General features: G+C 41.6%; 16 protein-coding genes and 1 pseudogene. 16 read left to right on the top strand and 1 reads right to left on the bottom strand.

All coding sequences use genetic code 11. The annotated features are described in order from the left end of the window. Positions 1–3: 3 nt before the first annotated feature. The 8 genes from ABD930_RS00085 to ABD930_RS00050 all read left to right on the top strand — a co-directional run bounded on the left by ABD930_RS00085 (position 4) and on the right by ABD930_RS00050 (position 12984). Entirely contained in the window at positions 4–1509 is a 1506-nt protein-coding gene (locus ABD930_RS00085) for a SusD/RagB family nutrient-binding outer membrane lipoprotein (protein ID WP_345229626.1), read from the top strand. A 275-nt stretch (positions 1510–1784) separates the two neighbouring features. Then, the gene (locus tag ABD930_RS00080; RefSeq protein ID WP_345229625.1) at positions 1785–3038 is read left to right on the top strand and encodes a glycoside hydrolase family 76 protein; all 1254 of its coding nucleotides are present in this window, start codon (positions 1785–1787) and stop codon (positions 3036–3038) included. A 208-nt stretch (positions 3039–3246) separates the two neighbouring features. Beyond that, positions 3247–3804 carry an RNA polymerase sigma-70 factor gene (locus tag ABD930_RS00075; protein WP_345229624.1) on the top strand — a complete coding sequence of 186 codons (558 nt, stop codon included), beginning with the start codon at positions 3247–3249 and terminating at the stop codon, positions 3802–3804. 83 nt (positions 3805–3887) lie between these two features. Beyond that, positions 3888–5069, top strand: a complete 1182-nt coding sequence (locus ABD930_RS00070) for a FecR family protein (RefSeq protein WP_345229623.1) — start codon at positions 3888–3890, stop codon at positions 5067–5069. A 211-nt stretch (positions 5070–5280) separates the two neighbouring features. Beyond that, positions 5281–8688 (top strand): TonB-dependent receptor, encoded by a 3408-nt coding sequence (locus ABD930_RS00065; protein ID WP_345229622.1) that lies wholly within the window; start codon positions 5281–5283, stop codon positions 8686–8688. A 10-nt stretch (positions 8689–8698) separates the two neighbouring features. After that, positions 8699–10492 carry a RagB/SusD family nutrient uptake outer membrane protein gene (locus ABD930_RS00060; protein ID WP_345229621.1) on the top strand — a complete coding sequence of 598 codons (1794 nt, stop codon included), beginning with the start codon at positions 8699–8701 and terminating at the stop codon, positions 10490–10492. Positions 10493–10533: 41 nt separating this feature from the next. Next, positions 10534–11730 carry a glycoside hydrolase family 99-like domain-containing protein gene (locus ABD930_RS00055; protein WP_345229620.1) on the top strand — a complete coding sequence of 399 codons (1197 nt, stop codon included), beginning with the start codon at positions 10534–10536 and terminating at the stop codon, positions 11728–11730. A 66-nt stretch (positions 11731–11796) separates the two neighbouring features. Beyond that, positions 11797–12984: a glycosyltransferase WbsX family protein gene (locus ABD930_RS00050; protein ID WP_345229619.1), complete on the top strand. Its 1188-nt coding sequence runs from the start codon at positions 11797–11799 to the stop codon at positions 12982–12984. A gap of 56 nt (positions 12985–13040) precedes the next feature. Here the strand turns inward: ABD930_RS00050 and ABD930_RS00045 are convergent, their stop codons facing one another. Beyond that, positions 13041–14591: a family 43 glycosylhydrolase gene (locus ABD930_RS00045; RefSeq protein ID WP_345229618.1), complete on the bottom strand. Its 1551-nt coding sequence runs from the start codon at positions 14589–14591 to the stop codon at positions 13041–13043. Positions 14592–14938: 347 nt separating this feature from the next. Here ABD930_RS00045 and tssD point away from each other — a divergent pair, with 347 nt between their 5' ends. The 8 genes and pseudogenes from tssD to ABD930_RS00005 form a co-directional block, all read left to right on the top strand. Further along, on the top strand, positions 14939–15463 hold the full coding sequence (tssD, locus tag ABD930_RS00040; protein WP_345229617.1) for a type VI secretion system tube protein TssD: 525 nt from the start codon (positions 14939–14941) through the stop codon (positions 15461–15463). Positions 15464–15795: 332 nt separating this feature from the next. Continuing rightward, complete coding sequence (locus tag ABD930_RS00035; protein WP_345229616.1) at positions 15796–16656, top strand: DUF808 family protein; 861 nt, start codon at positions 15796–15798, stop codon at positions 16654–16656. A 184-nt stretch (positions 16657–16840) separates the two neighbouring features. Continuing rightward, positions 16841–17641: a universal stress protein gene (locus ABD930_RS00030; RefSeq protein WP_345229615.1), complete on the top strand. Its 801-nt coding sequence runs from the start codon at positions 16841–16843 to the stop codon at positions 17639–17641. A gap of 204 nt (positions 17642–17845) precedes the next feature. After that, positions 17846–18382: a hypothetical protein gene (locus tag ABD930_RS00025; protein WP_345229614.1), complete on the top strand. Its 537-nt coding sequence runs from the start codon at positions 17846–17848 to the stop codon at positions 18380–18382. Between the two features lie 222 nt (positions 18383–18604). Next, complete coding sequence (scpC, locus tag ABD930_RS00020; protein WP_345229613.1) at positions 18605–20095, top strand: succinyl-CoA:acetate CoA-transferase ScpC; 1491 nt, start codon at positions 18605–18607, stop codon at positions 20093–20095. Between the two features lie 87 nt (positions 20096–20182). Next, positions 20183–22324 carry a glycogen debranching protein GlgX gene (gene glgX, locus ABD930_RS00015; protein ID WP_345229612.1) on the top strand — a complete coding sequence of 714 codons (2142 nt, stop codon included), beginning with the start codon at positions 20183–20185 and terminating at the stop codon, positions 22322–22324. 45 nt (positions 22325–22369) lie between these two features. Continuing rightward, positions 22370–23518: a glycoside hydrolase family 88/105 protein gene (locus ABD930_RS00010; RefSeq protein ID WP_345229611.1), complete on the top strand. Its 1149-nt coding sequence runs from the start codon at positions 22370–22372 to the stop codon at positions 23516–23518. 321 nt (positions 23519–23839) lie between these two features. Further along, a pseudogene (locus tag ABD930_RS00005) lies at positions 23840–24119 on the top strand (nucleotide sugar dehydrogenase); the annotation flags it as partial.

Raw genomic sequence — 24119 nt, 5'->3', positions numbered from 1 at the left:
ATCATGAAAATAAGAAATAGATTCAAAGCAATTGCTATCATTGCATGGTTTACTGTGGTAAGCGGATGTACGAAGTCTTTTGATGAAGTCAATACAGATCCGGATGCATTGCCGGATGTACCGCCAACCAATATGTTGGCGAACGTTATCCGGAATACCGGTGAGCAATTTGGGGGAGATGTAGATGGTTATGGTACTTTTGCCGGATATATTGTGAAAATACAGTATTTAGATTATATGGCTGGGCTTGTCCCAACCAATAATACCTATGGTAACCGTTGGTACGCTTGTTATTATAACAATACACAATTAAAGGATTTGCTTGCCAAGACGGCAGAGGGGGCAGAAGCTTACAAAAATACTCGTTTGGTTGCACGGCTATGGCAATGTTATATGTGGCAATACCTGACAGATGGTTGGCGGGATGTGCCTTATACGGAAGCCTTAAAAGGTGGTGAGGATGAAGGCGGGATATTGAAGGCTAAGTATGATAAGCAGGAAGACATCTATCCGGCTATTATGGATAGTTTAAAAGTAGTTGCGGATGAAATGGCTGCCGGTTTTGGTACGGATTACGTTGGAGACGGCGACCTGATTTATAAAAATGATAACGAAGATGTGGAAAAGGAAATGAAACAATGGCAACGTTTCTGTAATTCTTTGCGGCTACGGATGGCGATGCGTGTATCCGGCGTAGCCCCTGACCTAGCTAAAAGTACGATAGAGGAAATTGCAACAAATCCAGACAAATACCCATTTATTGATGTGAATGCAGATAACTGTTATTTGTACTGGCCAGGAGCCGCTCCTTATTATGAACCATGGTATGCAACGGGCTACACAGGAGACTCGCGGGTCAATAACTTTGGTATGTCGGATATCTTTATCGACTACCTAAAAGAAACGGAAGACCCGCGTATTGCCAGTGTGGCCAATACTGCTTCGGACGGGGAATATCGCGGTTATGAGAATGGGGCAAAAAATCCTCCTCCTGTAGTAGCGCGTATTTCGTGGATAGGAGACCGCTATATGAAGAATGCTGCGGGCTTTACTCCCTTCTTTAAATCATGCGAAAGCTATTACATCATGGCAGAGGCGGCTATGCTGGGTTATAATGTAAGTATCAGCGCTCAGGAAGCGTATGAAAAAGCCGTAAACCTGTCTATGGAAGATAATGGCATCAGTGCCTCCGCGGCAGCGGCCTATCTTGCAGATAAGGGCAAATGGAATAATACGAAGGAGCGCATTTGGTGGGACGAGTGGGTAGCCTTGTTTAAGAATAATTTTGAAGCTTGGGCTTTATACCGTAGAACAGGTATTCCGTCTACAAATTATCCTTCTAAAGGATCCATATATGGCAATGCACATAACGATCAGCCCTTCCGGCTTCCCTATCCCAATAATGAATACCTCTATAACAAAGAAAACCTCAATGTTCCGCTGAGTGAGGTATCGGATTATGTTTGGGGAAAGCAAATGTGGTGGGATACACGCACCGGTGTTAAATAATCATTTGCATAATTACACCTTAAACATCAGGGTATTTCCTGCGTTTGACTTTGGCAAACGCAGGAAATACCCTGATGTTTGTTATTATTAGTAGCATAAAAATCAATCTGGCCTAAAACAAAAATAAACTTAAATCGTTTTAGCATTATAGGTTCGTTTTACCTTGACCAATTATAATGCTATGAAGTATACTATCACGTTAACCAATTCTTTGTCTTTATATAGCACATCTTTTGCCTACTATTCAATTATTTATATAAATCTACTTAGGAATAATGAAACAATTAACATGCATTGCAGGACTAATCATGCTGTTTGGTGTGGTGTCCTGTCAAAAGGAGACAGTTGATTTAAGTGAAAATAAGCAGATGGCTGCAAATGAGCTATCCGTTGCGATCGATACGCCGATTTTTTTAAAAAGAGCGGATACGTTAATGACATCGATCACCCAGTTGTTTTTAGACGGAAAACCCCGTGATATTTGGAGCAGCACCTATCCACAAAGTGATGGCTATTGGGATGGTGCAGCGGTGATATGGGGACATGGTGCAGCTTTTTCAGGTTATACAGCCTTAAAAGAGGCAGCAGAAAATTTTCCAACGTATAAAAATAAATATGAAACGGCATACGACAGTCGTTTGTTAACGGCCATCGACATGTTCCGGAATACGAGGGATGGCGGACCAGAAGCGTATGCTGTTTACCCCGGTGAAGGGGATGAACGCTATTATGACGATAATATCTGGGTTGGCTTGGATATGGTTGATCTATATACCTTAACAAATGATACCAAATACCTAGATCGAGCACAGCTGGTATGGAATTTTATACAGTCGGGTACCGATTCACTGATGGGTGGTGGTGTATATTGGAAGGAAGGAGGCAATTCTAAAAATACCTGTTCTACTGCTCCTGCTGCGGTGTTAGCGGCTAAGCTTTATTTGGCTACTCAGGATAACAGCTACTTGGAAAGTGCAAAACACCTGTATAGTTGGGTGAAGAACACTTTGCAGGATCCAGACGATTATCTTTATTGGGACAATGTGCATTTGAGTGATGAAAACGACCCGAATAGCGAACTGGTGATTGATAAGAATAAATATACGTATAATGCCGGCCAGCCTATGCAAGCAGCGGCATTGTTGTATACGATTACGCATGACGCACAATACCTTAGCGATGCCCAAAACATAGCACAGGCAGCGTATACTAAATGGTTTACTTCCTTTACCTCTCCTATCTTTAACGAAACATTCCAGATTTTAACACCGGGGCATGTGTGGTTTCAAGCGATTTTATTACGAGGGTATATCGAGCTCTATAAGATAGATAACGATAGAACCTATATTACGGCCTATGAGAAAACACTTACCCATGCGTGGTTATCGGATTGCCGTAATGCAGGAACTAATCTGCTCAATGGTGATTTCCGGGGAGGTACTACACAAGATAAATGGGAAATTCTACATGAAGGTGCTTGTGTGGAGATGTTGGCAAGATTGGCATCTTTAGAAGCAAGCGGTTTATAAAATACAAGGCCGTTTCTGGTAGTAGGACAGGACGGCCTTAAAAAATTGTCGTTTATCCATGCAGCATAGAGCAGGTTGCCAGTGCTAAATTTTCTACCCATATTTGATGCGACTGTATCAACGCTAGCCGTGCAAAGAACCATTAGGTAAATTTGCCTGTTTAGTGAATAACCATTGTAAATAACCATTTGCTGCTGCCATATAAACGATGTATAAAAATACTACCGATGTAGAACTGTTTCTTTTAGTAAAGAACGATGATGAATTGGCCTTTACCGAAATTTACCGACGGTATTGGAAAAAACTTTTCGTCATTGCGGGGCATAAACTCCGTAGCCTAGAGGAAGCGGAAGAAGTGGTTCAAGACATTTTTACTGCTTTATGGAGGCGTCGTTCTACATTGGTTCTTACCGCTGATTTATCCAGCTACCTAGCCGTTTCAGTCAAATATCGTATTATACGGACATTAGACCGATATTATAATCAGCAACGTTATATTGATTCGTTAGTTTTTTCGGAACACCTGGATAATTCAACTCAGGATACCTTGGCTTTTAATGAGTTATGTGAGGAACTGGCGAAGTATGTTCAGGAATTGCCTGAAAAATGCCGCTTAGTGTTTAAATTGAGCCGGGAGGCTGGCTATTCCCAAAAACAGATAGCCGAAGAATTGCAAATTTCGGAGAAAACGGTGGAGGCTCACCTCGGCAAAGCATTCAAAATACTCCGTACCAAATTAGCGGGCTTTATGATGACCTTACTTTAGGTCAGCTACTATAAAACAGAAACATTATCCATCGCTAAAAAAAATCCAAATCGACTAAGGGATTTGCTTGACTGGTGATACCTATGAGCAAAGAACCCATCATGAAGGATAGTAGACGATTTGAGGAATTAGCATCCAAGTGGCTTCAAGGAACCATCACGGAAACGGAAAAAATGACGTTTTCGCAATGGTATCAACAAGAGCTGAATAAGCCTTTACCCATACCCGAGACCTTCGCATCAAGTGAGGAAGAAATTCGTGACCGTATGTTAGCGCAGATCAAAAAGAATATGAAAAGTTCATCGGCTAACAAGAGAAAAAGAAGACTAAGTATACAATGGGCGGCAACGGTAACAGCTTTTTTACTGGTTTCGATATGGTTAATTTACGATAAACAAGTCGGGTATTTCCATCAAGTAAAGGCTCCCAAAAACCTAAATACTATCCAAGCCGGTGGGAATAAGGCAACCTTGATTCTTGGTAATGGAAAGTCGATTAATCTGAGGGATAAGCAGCAAGGCATCGTGGTTGATGAGGATATTAGATATGCGGATGGATCAACCGTCGTCACTAAGGGAGCGCTTGCAGCTCAATTACAGCTAAAAACCCCAAAAGGTGGTACTTATCAAGTTCTTCTGGCTGATGGTACAAAAGTTTGGTTGAATGCTGCCTCTAGCTTGAAATACCCCTTGTACTTTAATGGTAAAGAACGGATTGTTGAATTGACAGGAGAGGCTTATTTTGAAGTAGCCAGCTATAAACCAGGTAAAAGCACATCGCTTATGCCGTTTAAAGTACTTACCCAAGGTCAACGAGTTGAAGTGCTCGGTACTGCTTTCAATATTAATGCTTACGAAGACGAGACTGCGATTAAAACCACTTTGGTGAACGGTGCAATACGCGTGAGTAATGATGCACAGGTCAACACAACCGATACAACATTACAGACAGTTCTGTTAAAGCCTGGAAACCAGTCGGTACTCACTCGTGCTGGATTGCATGTTCAAAAGGTGCAACCGGAGCAATTCACGGCTTGGAAAGACGGGTACTTTGATTTTGAAGATGCCAACCTCTATATGGTGATGAAGCAGTTTGCGCGTTGGTATGATATAGATATACAGTATGAAAAGGTGAATACCGATGACCGGTTTGTAGGAAGGATTCCCCGAAAGGTAAACCTATCAACCGCCTTAAAGGCCCTTAAAACAGCCGGTGTAAACTTTGAGCTGATAGGAAACCGCCGCCTATTAATAAAGGCTGAATAAAGAAAAAACGAATGATGAACCTATAAATTCCAAACCCATGAAGCAGAAAGAATAACGTAGAAATGATGGATGGTCCCAGCACTAAAGCTGGCGGTGTTACGAGCACCGCCAGCAAACAGCTTGGGTACATTCCTTATCCGGAATATCCGGCATAAGTCGATTTCATCTTGAACAATTGAACCGAATTTTAAACCCAAAACCACACAAATTTATGGATTTTAATTTATTACCGTGTTTATTATCACGGGTGAACAAAGAACTGATTATGCGTATAAATCTAACGGTTTTACTGCTCACGGTCTGTTGCATACAGCTTAATGCCCATGCTTTCGGACAGCAAATTACACTCAAAGAGCAAAACGCGACGCTTGGCCAAGTGCTACGTAAAATTGAAAGCCAGAGCCATTTCACCTTTTTTTATAACAAGAAAGAAGTGCAATACACCCAACTAATAAGCATTTCGGTGGATAAGGCGAATATTAAAGAGGTATTAACGAAATTATTCCAAGGCCAACCTTACGGATACGAAATTTTAGATGAACTGATCGTATTACATAAAAAAACCTTAGATCAATCTACTATGTCTCAGCATGTACCTCAATCCAGTAATACAGAGCGGCAAGGTCCCATCACGGGACAGGTTACCGATTCAGCTGGTGTGGCATTACCTGGTGTTTCGGTCATCCCGAAAGACAGGCCTTCGGCAGGTACGACGACAGATGAAAATGGGCGATTCGCGATTGCGGTACCAAAGGGGGCTGTCTTGCTGGTACGCATGGTTGGTTATAAGACACAGGAAATTACCGTTGGTGAGGAACGTAATGTTTCGGTAAGGTTAGTTTCCGATATATCCCTATTGGATGATGTGGTGGTGGTAGCCTATGGTATCCAAAAAAAGGCGAACTTAACCGGATCAGTAGCTGCGGTACAAACCGAAGATATTACGGTAGCCCCATCAAGCAGTACGATTAATACCCTCGCAGGTCGCTTGCCCGGATTGATTTCGCAGCAGTCGAGTGGGCAGCCCGGAGCTGATCAGGCTGCTATTAACATCCGTGGTTTTGGACAGGCGCTTTGGATTGTGGATGGTGTGGAGTCGGATTTCAATAATATTGATCCGAACCAGATTGAGACCATTAGCATATTAAAAGATGGAGCTGCTTCCATTTATGGTGCCCGCGCGGGCAATGGTGTCGTATTGGTAACCACCAAACGTGGGCGGGATGGTAAACCTGACATTACGCTGAATTCATCCTATACCTTGCAGGGCAATACGACCATGACTGATCCTGTTAACGCTGGCCAGTATGCAGAAATTACGAATCTCTTTTACACCAATCAGGGAAAACCTGCGCCTTATACGGATGAACAAATCCAAAAGTTCTACGCCGGTAACGATCCAGCTTATCCCAATACCAATTGGAAAAAGGTAGCTACCCGACCTTGGGCACCCCAAACACAGCAAAATTTGTCGGTACGAGGTGGAAGTGAACGCATCAAATATTTTGGGTTTTTCGGTTATACGAACCAGGATCCGATATGGCGGAAAAATGGGGGTGGCTACAAAAGGTATAATCTTCAATCGAATCTGGACGCTAAAGTAAATGATAATTTAACGATCCAGTTGAACCTATCTGCGGTTAATGAGGCTAAATCGCAATCCGTACGCGGCCAAGGAGAAGGGATTAATACCTTATGGCAAGATTTGTGGAATTCCTTGCCGATTTACCCATCAACATTGCCCGACCCAACGAAACATGCATATGCCAATGGGCAGGGCGTGGGAAGTATTGCATTAATATCTGACGAAGAGATTGCCGGTTACGACCGAAACAATATTCAAAACCTAAAAGGAACCTTCATTGCGGATTACAAGATACGAGCTATTGAAGGCTTGAGTGCCAAGGCATTTATCAATTACGATAAAACTTATTTGACCAATAAGAATTTTTCCAAGCCGTTTGAGTTTTATACGTACGATTATGCCACAGATACTTATACCTTGGCAGGTTCGCTTGGCACGCAAGCGAGACTGATTTATCGCGATGATCAAAGCCGTAATATTACTGGGCAGCTTTCCTTAAACTATGATCATACGTTTAATCGTGACCATCATGTTTCGGCCTTGGCATTATATGAGGTGATTGATTATAACACACATAGTATTACCGCTGGTAGGGATAATTTTTTGACGCCCGCTATTGAAGAATTATATGCCGGTGCGGTGCAAACCAGCCAGGCAAACAGTTCGGCAACGGAAATGGGACGTGTAAGCTATGTTGGTCGTTTAAATTATACATATAAAGATAAATACCTTTTGGAATCGACTTTGCGTGCAGACGCATCGGCTAAGTTTCCTTCTGATCGTCGTTGGGGATATTTTCCGAGCATCTCCCTCGGATGGAAGATAGATCAGGAAAATTTCGCAAAAAGCTTAACCTTTGTTGACGAATTAAAATTGAGAACGAGCTATGGTACCTCTGGTGTGGATAATGTGGGTGATTTTCGATACCTAACAGGTTATCAAATTGACAGACAGTGGCTGATCGGTAATGGTACCCAGGTTGGCATTGCATCTACGGGTTTACCTAACCCCAATCTGACATGGGAAAAGATTAAAATCTACAATGTCGGCATTGATTTTTCATTGTGGAGAGGACGATTATTCGGTACCGCTGAAACATTTTATCGTACGTTATCTGGCATTCCGGCAACTAGAATATTGTCCCTTCCTAATTCATTCGGTGCAACGCTTCCAGAAGAAAATTTAAATAGCCAGAATAACCGTGGTTTTGAATTAAGCTTAGGTACTCGAGGGCATATGGGCGAGTTGAGCTATGAGCTAACGGCAAATCTATCTTGGTCGCGTGCGAAGTGGGATCATTATGAAGAACCGGTCTACACGGATCCGGACCAAATTAGGTTGAATAAGGTTTCTGGAAGATGGGCTGATGTTGTCGATGCTGGTGGAAACGTCATGGTCGGTTATGTGGCAGAAGGTTTGTTTACCAGTCAGCAGGAAATCGACAATTTGGCTTTTACTTATCCGGGCGGCAATGCGGCTTTACGGCCGGGTGATGTCAAATACGTTGATTTGAATGGTGATGGCAAGCTGGATTTTCGAGATCAGAAGCCCGTTAATGCAGGCACGGTGCCGAATTGGATGGCTGGAGCTACCATTAACCTTAAGTATAAGAATTTTGACCTGCAATCATTGTTACAGGGGGCGTTTAATTACTACAGCACCACTTACCTGTATAATGGAGGACTCAATTATTCGCAAGCCTTTTATGAAAATATGTGGACAGAAGAGCATAATTCGGTCGATGCGGCTCCCCGGATTTCAGGTGCCTCATCGAATAGCTTATTCTCTAATCTTTATTTTAAAAAAGCAAGCTACTTGCGTTTGAAGACCTTAGCGCTAGGATATACGTTACCAAAAGGCATACTGGCTGGCGCTGGTATACACCATGTGCGCGTGTACCTCGCAGGTACTAATTTATTGACGGTTAACCCTTTGAAAAAATACGGTGTCGATCCAGAAGCACCATCCGGACAAGCCGGATATTACTATCCGCAACAGCGAACCATTTCATTAGGAGTGAATGTTACCTTATAAGTTACGAATCATGAAGAAAATCATATCAATAATAGTTTTGATTAGTCTGGGGGTTTTCACTTCCTGCAATAAAGATGTGCTTAATAAACGTCCGCTTAGCATTATCTCAGATGAGGATGTTTTTACAGACCCAGCACTTATTAATGCTTACCTTACTCAGGTTTATGCAGAGATGACCTTTCTGGGAAACGACTGTAGTGGAATTGGGCAACAAGGAGATGCGGCATGGAATGCCTTTGATATTAATGATGTTTCAGACGAAAGTTTTCCGCAATGGAGAGATTGGAATCCAAGCAACGCATTTACGTACAAATATGGCAACCTGACCATCAATGGAGGTCTACTCGATTGGTGGGGCTATGGCGTAATACGTAAGATCAACGAATTTTTGGAGAAGCTGCCGGCTTCGCCACTATCGGAAGAGGAGATTAAAGCGAAACTAGCGGAGGCACGTTTTTTAAGGGCTTTTTGTTATTTTGCTATGGTTAAGCGATATGGAGGTGTCCCTTTGATCACAGCCGTTCAGCAGATAAGCGATCCGCAAGACGAGCTTTATCCACCCAGAGCAACAGAGCAACAGGTTTACGATTTTATCATTTCCGAAATGGACGCCTGTGCTAATGATCTGCCAGAGGTTGTAAATGGTGACAATATTGGCCGGCCATCGAAGTATGCAGCACTTGCTTTAAAAAGCCGGGCAGCCTTGTACGCAGGCAGTATTGCCCAATTTGGTTCAGTCGAGTTAAATGGCGTAGTCGGCATTCCGGCTAATTTGGCCAAAACGTATTATCAGCAGTCGTATGATGCTTCACAGGCGATTATCGAGAGCGGTAAATATGCTCTTTATAATGCCGATGCCGATAAAACAACCAACTTTAGAAATATCTTTCTAGTTAAAAACCACAGTGAAGTTATTTTTGCCAAGCGGCACGATAGTATGAACCAAATGAGTGGTGGAAATGGCTGGTGTGTGGATTTTTTCAATTGTCCTAGACCTCAAGCGTGGGCCCGTGGTTTATATGAGCAAGCGTACTTGGAGTTTGCCGAATCTTTTGAGTATGTTGATGGAAGCCCGGGAAAATTGGATCGAAATACCTTACCGAATAAGTTGCTGACAACCGAAGAATTGTGGGGTAGTAGAGATCCTCGTTTTTATGCTACCTTTTATACCCAAAATACCCTATGGAAAGGCAGTCAGTTGGATTTTCATGCAGGTATACGATTGCCAAATGGAACGATCAAAACAGATGGCTCCTATAATGGCATCCCTGCAACTGGTGAACAGGATTATCAGGGAACGGGGATAGGGGTCTTAAAATACTTGGACGAAAACCACGATAATATGGCAGGAGCCAATAGTGGTTGGGCCACTTCTGCACAGGATTGGCTGATTTTTAGGTATGCCGAAATTTTATTGAACCATGCGGAAGCTGCTTTTGAATTGGGGAATACCGCTGATGCGTTAAGTTCGATTAACCAAATTAGAACACGGGCAGGTATCGCTGTTTTAAACAGTGTAAGTCGTGATCAAATCCATAACGAGCGCAAAGTGGAGCTTGCTTTTGAAGGCCATCGTTATTGGGATGTTAGAAGATGGCGTACCGCGGTAAAAGAGCTATCGGTACGTTGGTCAGGTATTCGTTATATTCTCGATGCCGCTTCCGGAAAATATCAAATACAAATTATCAATAATGTGGACGGTGCATCGAATATTCCACAGTTTAGAAACGAGAATTATTATTTGCCGATTACCAATGGCAGAACAGCTAATAATCCGAAGTTAGTTGAAAATCCAGGTTATTAATAGATCCATAAGACAAACAAATGTTTATTTTTAAAAGAACAATGATGTCCATACAAACAAAAATGATCCTATTGCTGGTACCCTTGCAATTGGTCCTATTCTTTTTAAAGGTCGGTGCGCAGTCGGGCAATACGACATACGATATTGCCGCATTTTATTGGCCGGGCTACCATCCTGAACTGAGATTTAAGGATATTCATATTTTCCCGGATGGAAAGGGAGAATGGGAAGCCATTTACAAAGCTAAGCCAAAATTTGCTGATGAGGAGGTGCCTAAAGTGCCACTTTGGGGATATGAGGATGAGTCAGATCCAAAAGCGATGGAAAAGAAAATTGCGACAGCCGTGAAATACGGTGTGAACGTCATGATCTTTGATTGGTATTGGTACGATAACCGACCTTTTTTGGAAGGAGCATTAAACGATGGTTTTCTGAAAGCATCTAATACCCATGATATGCGGTTTTGCCTGATGTGGGCCAATCATGATATGCCCGCTTATCTTGATCCAGCCGATCCGGATAAAAGTAAAATATATTGGCGCGGAGGGGTAGACCGTAAGACGTTTGAAGGAATGATCAAGCACATCATTAACGATTACTTTAAAAAAGAAAATTACTATACAATAAATGGCGAGCCTGTATTTAGTATCTACGAGCTTTCAACATTCATTAATGGTATGGGTGGCGCTCCTCAAGCGAAAGAGGCTTTGGATTATTTTCGTAGGGAAACAATAAAGGCTGGATTTCCGGGTTTGCATTTGCAGTCCATTCTTTGGGGTAACGTTCCTTCGGGTCTAGCCGGTGTTCCCAGCGATCATGCGCAGACTCAAAATACCACCTTAAATTATTTCGGTTTCAAGAGCATGACCAATTATCAATGGGTACATTTTGTGTCTCCAGGTACCGACTACCTAGACTGGGGGAAAAAAGCCATTGGCCATTGGGCGGAGTGGGATAAAACATTTGATATACCGTATTGCCCCCAAGTATCAATCGGCTGGGATAACAATCCACGCTTTCCTACGGAAAAACAGCCTTTCGTCAAAAATATTAAGCCTGAATATTTTCAATACTATTTGCAGCAAGCAAAAGATTATATAGACGGACATCCTAATCAACCCAAGCTGATTACTATTAATGCCTGGAATGAGTGGGCTGAAGGTAGTATGCTTGAGCCGGAGAAAAAATATGGCTTTGGTTACCTGGAAGCGGTGCGAAAAGTATTTCTTAAGCGTTGAATAAATAGTCCAATTATAAGCACATAATCAAATACCTATAGTAGAATCCATTAAAAAATCAATTATATGTTCAAAAGAATTCATTTTGTTTTAGTCTGCTACACTATTTTAGGAATTTCACAAAGCTATGGGCAGCAGCATTCGAATGGAAAGCAACGTTATGATGTTGCTGCGTTTTTGTATCCAGCTTATGCTAACGATGACCCTAGACTTCGGCCGTTTTGGCCAGAAGGTAATGGCGAATGGGAAACCGTTACCACGATGCAGGAACGGTATCCGGGGCATTACTGGAACAGGAAGCCGGCTTGGGGGCCGATTAACGAAGCTGATCCAGCAATTATGAGTATGGAGATTAATGAAGCCACTAAACATGGTATTAACGTTTTTATTTTCGACTGGTATTGGTATGATGGTCGGCCATTCATGGAAACGACATTAGATAATGGCTTTTTAAAGGCTGAGAATAAAGATAAAATGAAGTTTTACCTGATGTGGGCTAATCATGAAGTGGTGAACACATGGGATACGCGGCTCAATAAATACCATGAAGACAATGTGATATGGACGGGGAAGGTAAGTCGGGATGAATTTGAAAAAATTTGTAAACGAAATATTGAGAAATACTTTAAGCTACCGCAATATTATAAAATTGATGGTAAACCGGTGTTTATGATTTACGATGTACCACAGTTGATACAAGGTCTTGGGGGAATAGAACAAACGGTTAAAGCGCTTCAGTGGTTTAAAGAAGAAACCAAGAAAGCAGGCTTTCCAGATTTGGAACTACAGCTAACCATGTGGTCACAAAATGTAAACTACAGTGGCTTTGATGGAGGGAAAGGAAAGGCTCCCGAAAATGAGTTTGTTAAGAAGTTGGGGTTCACCAGTGCAACACATTATCAGTTTGTACATTTTACCGATGTGAATAAAGATTACCTGGATATCCTCGAAAATGTGAAAAAGGAGTGGGCACGTATTGATGCAACGTATGAATTTCCCTATTATCCGCATATCAGCGTGGGTTGGGATAACAGTCCGCGTACAGGACAGAGCGCCGTTGTAAAAAACAATACGCCAGCTAATTTCGAAAAAGCATTAAGGATGGCAAAAGATTATGTTGATGCCCATCCAGACCAAGCACCATTAATTACCATCAACAGCTGGAATGAATGGACGGAGACAAGTTACCTACAACCGGATAATCTATACGGTTACGGCTATTTAGAAGCGGTGAAGAAGGTATTTTTAAAGTAAAAGGTGTATTATATGCTGTCCTACTCGTGGATTTTCTCACAAATAGGATAGCATATTTATTTTTTACTGATCTGCGCTCGGAACATAAGCAACTGATTTTTCTCTTCAGAAAAAGCAGTGTTTTGACTTGAACGGTGGGCTGCGCTATCTTTTTCATCGTTAACCAGCTGTCGCGAGGCAAGTCCATAACAACCTTTTTGGGTAGCTGATTTTAAAACGATGGCATACCGCGTATTTTTACTAACAGGTATACGTGGTTGAAAAGTGAAATAATTTGGCGACCATTTAAGGGAGTCTGCAGATACCGATAGGGTATACAAGGCTTCGCCTTGTGGTGTAACATCTGTTCCCAGCCGATATATGGCTACTAGTAAATCGGCATCGGGGTATCCATTTTTAAAGGTGGTAATGGAAACCTCATCTAATATACCGTTGGATGTAGCAGTGAAACCTTGTAGCCATTGGGTATCCTTATCGATGCCACAACGGATATGAAAACCGGCTATACCTGATGAAATGGTACTGGAAGATGGATTGTGTTTCGTCTTTTTGGTATCAGCAGCTTGGTGTAGAGGTAGTTGAAATTGATCAACGCAGCGCATTGGACGGATAGCACCATCTTGATCAAATTCCAATGGAGACCAATAAAAGTTGGCTAATGCTTCGTTTTTGGCGGCATTATTCCATAAATCGCTGCCATATAAATATACGGTATCAGTAGGTAAGGCAAGTGTAGATACAAAGGAAGGTTGTCCGCCGCAGGAGTTGTCGCTTATTTTGATGCCTGTCGACCATGGTCCTAGCGGAGATTTAGCTGTGCGGTAAGAAGTGCCCGTGCCTGAACAATAACCACAATTTGGATCAGAATAAGTGATATAGTAAATCCCTTTACGTTTGAATAAGCCAGGTGCTTCAGTCTTCCCTTTCGTTACTGTCTTAACATGTCTTCCTGTACCCGAAAGATAGTCTTTATTCAGTTCTTCAATGACAATTGTTCCTCCCGTTCGCCAGTCTGTATAAGCGAGGTATGCTGTGCCATCATCATCTACGAAGGTGTCATGGTCGCCATTGTTGAGACCTGCAACGGGAGCATCATTGTTGACGGCGAGTGTGGGTTCTGCTTCTTCCTTAAAAGGACCTGTGGGAGAGGTGCTGGTAAACACCCGAAAGCCAACACGGTTATCGTATACATTGACCCAGAGGATATACTTTTGGGTTTGTTTATTAAAAATGACATGAGGTCTGAAACAGCCATAAGTGCTTCCATCACAACGGCATTGCCAAACAGACGTGTTGGCATCGAATAAAAAACCTTTATCGGTCCAATGCACCATGTCGGAAGAAGCATAAACCTTGAACCCACAAAAAGGGGCTTCTTTTTCATTCCAGGCAAAACCGCAACCATAGCTGGTGCCGTATAGGTAATAAACACCATCAAAGTAGGCTATCTCACCGTCATGAGCGTCAACGGCTTCGCCATCAGCCGTAAATTTCACTACTTGATGACCATTCTCGTCAAAATTAACGACAGTTGCATGGTTCTGAGCAATTAGGTTTCCTTGGAATATACAGAACAGAAAAGAGAGACAACTAAGGTAGTACCACATGTTGATTGTTTTTTACTAGCAAAAGTAGTAATTTACGGAAAGGGAGGATTTATGTTTTTTGACATATGATTTATATATTTTGGACAAATGCTATACAATATCCTATAATAGGATAAGAAGTACATCGTTTTGGTAGTAGACTTATGCGGTTCAAAGGTGTTTATTGGTGCTTTTGTAGACGTTTTGTAGTTGCTGCTATTAGGTAAAGGTAGACTTACTGTAGTCTCTTATTTTTTGGGTTATGGCCTTTTTGCGGATAACTTTGCTTCCGTAGATCCAGGTACTGAATAGCTAATTATAGGATATTACTTTCATTACCTATGATCGTTGATTTAAACAATGAAAAAATGAAACGTAAGGTATTGAACACACTGCTATGTATGCTATTTGCTGTTGCTGCATTTGGCCAACAAGGTGATCGGAAAATTCTGTTGAAGCTATCCAATCCGAAAACAAAAAAGACGCAAAGCTATGAATTGGCAAGTGTCGCTTATTCTTTTCAAAGGCAGGTAAATGATAGTCTTCAGGCGAGTTATTTGGCGGATAACGCCTATGTGATCAGTTTAGAACTGAAAAAAAATGCCGATGATTTTCTATTGAGATGGATCGGAGGGGAAATGAATACGTTAGATGGTTTTATTACGGTAGAGATGGAAGGTGTAGAAAAACCCCTACGAACAATTGCGTTTAAAGGCGGAATTGCGAATTCGACTTCCGAAAGTTTCACCGCAGGTGGCAGCTATGATTATTCTTCAACACAATTGACACTTTATGTGAATAATTTGACCGTTGATAAGGTACCTATGTATGATGCGCAGGTAAAAAAACCGAAAAATAAGGTCTTGCCGACCGCTGTCGTGATGAAACTATAATGACAATTTGGAGTCTTCCCCATAAAAACACCGTATTCGTGTTTTATGGGGAGAATCCAAAATTTAAGTTTCCTAAGTGTCTTTCACTTAATATGGTACTTATTTGGAAAGAAAAATGGTGATGCCGTAATTTGAAGGTATTGGTTGAGAAAGTGAAACTGAATATTACGCCACTATTTTATCTTTTCTCCATATATGGTCTGTGCTGATACGTAGCCGATAGCGGGGTGTTATCAGCATGCCCCCACGACGTTCTTGGGTTAATTTGTTACGGAAGAAGAAAGTAACATAAAAAGGACTATTTTTACGGCAGTAACAAGAATGCAACATATATGGCTTCAGGATTTTTTGCAATTTTAGATGATATCGCGGCGTTGATGGATGATATCGCTGTTACCAGTAAAGTGGCAGCGCGGAAGACAGCAGGGATATTAGGCGATGATTTAGCCGTCAATGCAGAAAAGGCCACAGGCTTTTTAGCTTCACGTGAATTACCTGTGCTATGGGCTATAACTAAGGGTTCTTTTATCAATAAGCTTATTATTATACCGATAGCCTTATTACTCAATGTTTTTTTTCCGTTAGCTATAAAAGTCATTTTAGTTTTGGGAGGGTTCTACTTGGCATATGAGGGAGTGGAGAAAATTATTGACTATTGCTTTCATCGTTCTAAATCAGGGCACGAAGTGATGGTAAAAAACGAAGAAGGTGACCGTGTTGCTGAAAAGGCTAAAGTAAAATCAGCTGTGACAACGGACTTTATTCTGTCTATAGAAATTGTCATTATTGCATTAGGTACCGTTTTAGAAGAAAGTTTATCGATACAGCTCGTTACTGTTTCCGTTATTGCTTTTTTGGCCACCGTCGGTGTTTATGGTATTGTTGCCCTTATTGTTCGGATGGATGATGTTGGTTTTAAGCTTATTAAGGACGCTCATGATCGTGGATTTTTTTCAAAACTCGGTCATATACTGATTAAATCGTTACCTTGGGTCATTAAGATATTGGGTTTTGTCGGAACCATTGCCTTGCTTTTAGTTTCTGGGGGTATTTTCGTGCACAATATTGGCTATTTACATGCTGTTTTCCCGGGTATACCTGCTTTAGTCAAGGAATTTGCTTTCGGTTTGATCGCGGGATTAACCGTTGTGGCCTTGCTGACGCTTAGTAAAATTATAAGTGGTAAATTATAAGTCGCAAGTTCTATGTTAAAGTGCTGGATTTCGCGGGATGCTTAAAACGTAAAACATAAACGTATAACGGATAGGATTTGTGAGCAGCTGAAACTGATTAGAATTACTAAAAAATATGCCATTGATCACCTTGGAAATGCGAAAATAACGATATCTTTAACTGTATAAATAAATAGGGATAACCATGAAAACAATACTTGTAATGACCGATTTGGCTGAAGGGAAGGAAAATGTACTACATTATGCCGTACAACTAGCTTCTCAGCTTCAGGCGGTAATGGTCTTAACCTATGTAGAAGAAGGTGTGCAAGTTGATCGGGAGGCAGTAATGCACCAATTGGATGCACTGAGCGTTAAGCTGAGGGAATGGGCGCCGAAGACAATGCCTAAGCCGCTGATCAAATGCCGTGTAGAGGACGGTGATTTTAACGCTACTGTAAAAGAATTGATTACTGAATTGAAAGTTGATTTAGTTATTATGGGCGCAACAGATGGTAAAAACCACACTGGCTATCTATTTGGAAACAAAGTACGCGCTATGGTAGAACATATTACCTATCCCTTATTGCTTATCCCTGAGCAGGTACATTTCCAACCCATAAAAAATATACTCTATGTTTCTGATGTTCGTTACATGAAGATCAATGTTATCAACGAATTGATTGCGCTAGCCAGGCCGCTTGGTAGCCATGTGGCCGTATTACATGTTTCGACAGAGGGTTTGCCAGATATGGATGATAAAATGGTACGGACATTATTTGTGGAAACGATTTCTCATTATGTCAAAAATCAGCTCCCTAGCTTATATAACAGCAATAAAAAGGAGGCCGAAAGCACTATTGATCGTTTAACGGCAGGTGGTAAAGAAGGGATATTGGCAATAGATCATCGTAAATATCATTTTTTTAATCATTTGTTTACAGATAATCCCTCAGAAAATGCCCAAATCTATAAACATCTTCCTTTATTGCTTATACCCATTTAGGAGCAAAAACGAACCTTGAATAATTATTTGTAGAAGATATCCAAAAAGTGGGGAACTACACTTTTTAATTACCAGGAACACCATTCATCGTCATTAACAGTCTTTTGGTACTGCTTTTTCCTCTTTTGATCGTAAATCATCCCATGGTCATCAGGGAAAAAATAGTTTTGTGCCGAAAATCGATATAGTATTAATTAGACTGAAATGAAGAACGTATTATTTTGTACGATTATGGTGATGGGCATCGCAGCGATGTGCCATGCACAATTAGGAGCAAAGAATAAACTGAGTATCGGACCGGAAGTTGCTCTTCCTATGGGAGATGCTGCAGACGCTTATCAGTTAGGGTATGGGTTAAGCCTTCAAGGAGAATACCAGTTGGTACAGCAATTCAACCTTACCGCCTCCATCGGTTATTTAACCTTTGCGTATAAGAAAGAAATTAAAGACCTATTAAAAGCGGTGGGGGAAAAAACGAGTAGCAGCGGTTCTATTCCCTTAAAGGCAGGTGGGAAATATTATTTTTCTGATAAATTATATGGAGGTGCAGAAATTGGGGCCTCTTTTAGTACGGCAAAAGGTGGTGGTACTGCTTTTGCTTATGCACCTGCTATCGGCATAAATTTACCTTTAGCCAATCGTTATGGGCTGGATGTCAGTATCCGTTTTGAAGGTTGGTCAAAAGAAGCTGCTACTTACCGTTTCTTTGGTTTAAGAGCTGCTTTTACTTTTGGAATATAATCGTTTTTCTTTATTTATGGTGATTATATACCAATCATGACCAATACAAAAGATGTTGTCATGGTGAACAAAAGACATGAATCACGCATGCTCAGACAGCCTCGCAATGACGTTGAGGTTAAATGGTATATAACCGCCTAATTTTTTTACTAAAACAAAGCTATAAAGTGTTGCTGAATTGTTAGTATTGTATCACAATCATTTTGATCGAAACAGAAACATATGCAATACGAACGAATAAAAGCAACACAGCTTCTAGACAAAGTAACAACAGCCGAAGAAGCGGCAAGCTTTATTAAACATGGTATGGTGGTTGGGTCCAGTGGATTTACCAAAGCTGGCGATAGTAAGTTGGTATTGGATGCGTTGGCAAAGCAAGTACGGCCTGATCCGTTTAAAATTACCTTAGTTACGGGCGCCTCTTTGGGACATGGGATGGACGGTAAATTAGCCAACGCGGGCATTTTGGCCAAGCGGATGCCTTTTCAGGTGGATCCCATTTTACGTAAAGCCATCAACAATGGAAGTGTCCTGTTTATTGATCAGCATCTCAGCGAAAGTGCAGAACTGCTGCATAATAGAAATTTACCACCTGTGGATATTGCGATTATTGAAGCCGCTTTTATTGAACGAGACGGTAGCCTAGTACCCACTACATCGGTTGGTAATTCTGTTACCTTTGCCGCGTTAGCCAAGCAGGTGATTATTGAGATCAATACCAAGGTGCCTGAAGAGATTTATGGATTGCATGATATCTTTCAACCGGAAGATTATCCCCACCGCAATGTTATCCCTATTGTGGCACCGGAAAATCGGATTGGCAGACGGTCGATTCGTTTAGATCCACAAAAGGTCGTAGCGATTGTATTTTCTGATGTACAGGATAGTCCGGCTGATATTGCTCCGCCTGATCTAAAAACAACGGCAATCGCCCAACACTTGCTTCACTTTTTTGAACAAGAGGTTAAGAAGGGCGTATTAACGGATCGTTTGTTACCCTTGCAGGCGGGTATTGGTAAAGTTGCAAACGCAGTGCTTTCGGGTTTTCAGAACAGTAATTTTTATGACCTACGGATGTTTTCTGAAGTATTACAGGATAGCACCTTTGATTTGCTGGATAGTGGCAAGTTGACTTTCGCTTCGGCATCTTCCATTACCGTTTCTTCGGCCTGTTACGATCGGGTTTTTGGTAATTTACAAAAGTATAAAGATCGGATCGTATTACGTCCGCAGAATATCAGCAATACCCCAGGGCTCATCCGACGTCTTGGGGTGATTGCCATTAATACGGCTATTGAGTTTGATATTTATGGTAATGTAAATTCTACACATATTAGTGGAACCAATATTATGAATGGTATTGGCGGATCGGGTGATTTTGCACGCAATGCTTATCTTAGTATTTTTGTTACCCAGGCTGCTTCTAAGGAAAATCAAATTTCCCATGTCTTGCCGATGGTATCGCATGTAGACCATACCGAGCATGATGTAGATATTTTGGTTACCGATGTGGGACTAGCGGATTTGCGAGGTTTAGCTCCAAGAGAACGGGCGCAGGTGATTATTGACCATTGTGTACACCCTGACTATCGGGAGGCATTACAATCGTATTTTGAAAGGGCCAAGCAAGAACGTGGTGGGCACACGCCGCATTTGCTGGAGGAAGCTTTCAGTTGGCATACGCGTTTTCGCGAAACAGGCAGTATGAAATAATTGGCCTATAGCCATTATGACGTATCATGTTTTCCTACTTTTTGTTTTTATTTTCGTTGAACTGTTGTTATCTTAAATTATACTCATATGGAAAGAAAGATTTATCCAGGTGTTCCCTATCCACAGGGGGCCACATTTGATGGTAAAGGGATAAATTTTGCTTTATTTGCCAAACATGCCGAAGGCGTGGAATTATGCCTTTTTGATTCCGAACGATCGGATGCCAAAGAGGAACGTATTGCGATAAAAGAACGAACACATGATATTTGGCATATTTATTTGCCTGATGCGAAGCCAGGGCAACACTATGGTTATCGGGTATATGGACCTTATAAGCCGGAAGAAGGGTATCGATTCAACCCAAATAAATTACTGATAGATCCTTATGCTAAGGCAATTGCCGGAACGATTAATTGGCATGAGTCGATTTTCGGTTATCAGATAGGTAATGAGGAGTTCAAAGACCTAAGTTTTAACGAACAGGATAGCGCGCCATACGTGCCCAAGTCAGTTGTAATTGACGGTATATTTGATTGGGAAGGAGATACCAAACCACAGATCATGCACCATCAGACCATTATTTATGAAGCGCATATCAAGGGCTTTACCTTTACCCATCCCGATATTCCAGAAAATATTCGGGGAACCTATGCTGCCATTGGGCATCCGGTAACAATTCAGTATTTGCAAGATTTAGGTATTACTGCCATTGAACTATTACCTGTGCATTATTTTGTAAGTGATTGGCATTTGCAGGATAATGGATTAAGCAATTACTGGGGCTATAATACCATTGGTTTTTTTGCACCTGATGTAAAATATAGTGCCAGTGGAGTGAATGGCGAACAGGTAACCGAGTTCAAACAAATGGTGAAGTGCTTACATGCAGCCGGGATAGAGGTGATCTTGGATGTTGTGTATAATCATACCGCCGAAGGGAATGAATTGGGACCTACGCTTAGTTTTCGAGGTATCGATAATCGAGCGTATTATCGTCTTACGGAAGATGGGCGGTATTATGTTGATTATACGGGTACTGGGAATACGTTAAATGCGAACTTACCCAATGTTTTACAATTGATAATGGATAGCTTGCGCTACTGGATTACGGATATGCATGTCGATGGTTTTAGATTTGATTTGGCATCGGCCTTGGCACGTGGATTTCATGATGTAGACAAGCTTAGTGCATTTTTTGATATCATTCATCAAGATCCATTAATATCTCAAGTGAAATTAATTGCTGAGCCTTGGGATATTGGTGAGGGAGGCTATCAAGTCGGAAATTTTCCAGCAGGATGGATTGAATGGAATGGGAAATACCGAGACTGTATACGTGATTTCTGGCGGGGTGAGGAGAGTAAGCTGGGCGAATTTGCTTCCCGCTTTACCGGAAGTTCTGATCTATACCGGGACGATGACCGGACACCAACCGCAAGTGTTAATTTCATAACAGCACATGATGGCTTTACACTGTATGATTTAGTGTCTTATAATGAAAAACATAATGAAGCCAATGGAGAAAATAACCGCGATGGTGAAAACCATAACCGTTCGTGGAATTGTGGCGCAGAAGGTCCAACGGATGATCCAGTAATCATCGCTTTTCGGGCGAAGCAACGGCGGAATTTTTTGACATCGCTATTTCTTTCGCAAGGTATTCCGATGCTTTTAGGCGGGGATGAGCAAGGCCGAACGCAAAACGGCAACAACAATGCCTATTGCCAGGATAACGAGGTGTCTTGGTATGACTGGAAAAGTGCCGATCATGAATTAATAACTTTCACTAAAAAGCTTATACAAATTCGGAAAAAGCATCCTACCTTTTGCCGTCGAAAATGGTTTATCGGTCAGAAAATTAAAGGTAATGAGGTTGAAGATATTGTCTGGTTTTTGCCGGAAGGACTGATTATGCCTGACGAAGCTTGGGACAATGATGCTGCGAAATCGTTAGCGGTCTATTTGAATGGGGGTGGAATTCAATCGGTAGACTTGCAGGGAAATAAAATATATGATGATCATTTTTATGTGATTTTTAATGCCCATGATGAAGCGATTACCTATCAACTCCCAGATGAACGATATGGAGAAAAATGGAGTAAGCTTTTAGATACAGCGACTACGGAAATAGAAGGTATTTTATATGAACCCGGAACCCAAGTGGTAATAGCAGATCGTTCGGTTGTTCTCTTTCATGCACCGTTTGTACCAACCAGTTTTTCTGATTGATTCCAAAACTTTATATGTAAAACTACCTTATATTTTAAATAGAAAATGATGATGAAACAATTTCAATATCACGTATGGCTTACTTTCGCTTTCTGCTGGCTGTTAATGGCTGGTTACGGCTGCGGCTCTGCGCGGAAAACGGTTACACCAGATCACGCAACTAACCAATCCCGTGATACCATAATCCAATTGATGAAGAAGGTGGCTGATTGGCAGATAGACAGTATAACCAAAAATGGCTGGCGACATCCTGAGCGTGACTGGACCAATGGTGCGTTCTATGCTGGTTTAGTGAACTATGCAGCATTGTCAAAGAATGAAGCATACTATGATTTTATGAAAAATGTAGGGGATAAATATAAGTGGATGCTCTATGCTAATGAAAATCGATACCATGCCGATTATTATTGTGTTGGGCAGCTGTATTGCCAGCTCTGTTTAAAATACCATGATCCAAAGATGATTCAAGATGTAAAGGCCTTAGCCGATACTTTATTGGCAAGACCACATACCGAATCATTGGAATGGAAAAATAATATCGGTTTGCGAGAATGGGCATGGTGTGATGCGCTTTTCATGGGGCCACCTACGCTTGCTATGCTTTCCAAAGTGACGGGAAATGACGCCTATCTAAATTTGTGTAATAAATTATGGTGGAAAACCACCGATTATTTATATGATCCTACAGAGCAACTTTATTTTCGGGATGGTAGTTTTCTAAATAAAAAGGAAAAAAATGGCAAGAAAGTGTTCTGGTCAAGAGGAAATGGATGGGTAATGGGTGGTTTAGTACGTGTATTGGAAAATATGCCTAAAAATTATCCCGATCGCGGAAAGTGGGAAAAGCTGTTTTTAGGAATGGCTGCTAAAATTGCCTCATTACAGCAGTCCGATGGTACATGGCGCGCCAGTTTGCTGGATCCGGATAGTTATCCTGCTAAAGAGACTAGTGGCACGGCTTTTTATACCTATGCCCTAGCATGGGGTATAAACCACAGATTATTGAATAAAACGCAATATGCACCCCTAGTATGGAAAGGTTGGGAGGCCTTAACAAAAGCAGTACATCCTGGTGGTAAATTAGGGTATGCCCAGCAAATAGGAGCCGCGCCCGGCCATGTGAGCTATGATGACACAGAGGTGTATGCGGTAGGAGCTTTTTTGCTGGCGGGATGTGAAGTTCTTGCTTTATAAGGCTAATCGGTATTGTTTAAGCATTTATATTTATTAGTAACGCTTGAAATTAGATGTTTAGGTACGGTTTTTGTTGCCATATTGGTGCTCAAAAAAGCCTCTTTGGTATGCATTTTAAATTTTTTGGGTCCCGAGCAAATTTTAGTGATATTCAACCTGTTTAACGTTTAGCGGTGATAAGCAATCGGTTATTTTAATTCGTTGGAGAAATTTGGGTGGTCTTACTTTGATCCCTGAAATAGGAGAGATTTTCATGATGGATAAATGATCAAGAAAACTGGCAATTAATTAATATATAATGTATAATATTTAGTTTAAAACATGACGATAAAAAGAATCTGTTGCATAGGAGCGGGGTATGTAGGTGGCCCGACGATGGCCGTAATAGCGAAGCAATGCCCGCACATCGAGGTAACGGTTGTAGACCTGAACGAGTCACGGATAGCGGCTTGGAACGATCCTGACGTGAACGGTATACCGGTTTACGAGCCTGGGCTGAGCGAAGTGGTGGCGGAGGCCCGTGGCCGGAACCTGTTCTTCTCGACAGACGTAGACGGAGCGATAGCGGGAGCGGACATGGTCTTCATCTCGGTAAACACGC

Origin of the sequence: Olivibacter ginsenosidimutans (assembly GCF_039542865.1) — a bacterium.
GTDB classification, from domain to species: Bacteria; Bacteroidota; Bacteroidia; order Sphingobacteriales; family Sphingobacteriaceae; genus Olivibacter; species Olivibacter ginsenosidimutans.
The sequence above is the reverse complement of the archived record's forward strand: the minus strand, read 5'-3'. Positions and strand labels throughout refer to the sequence as shown.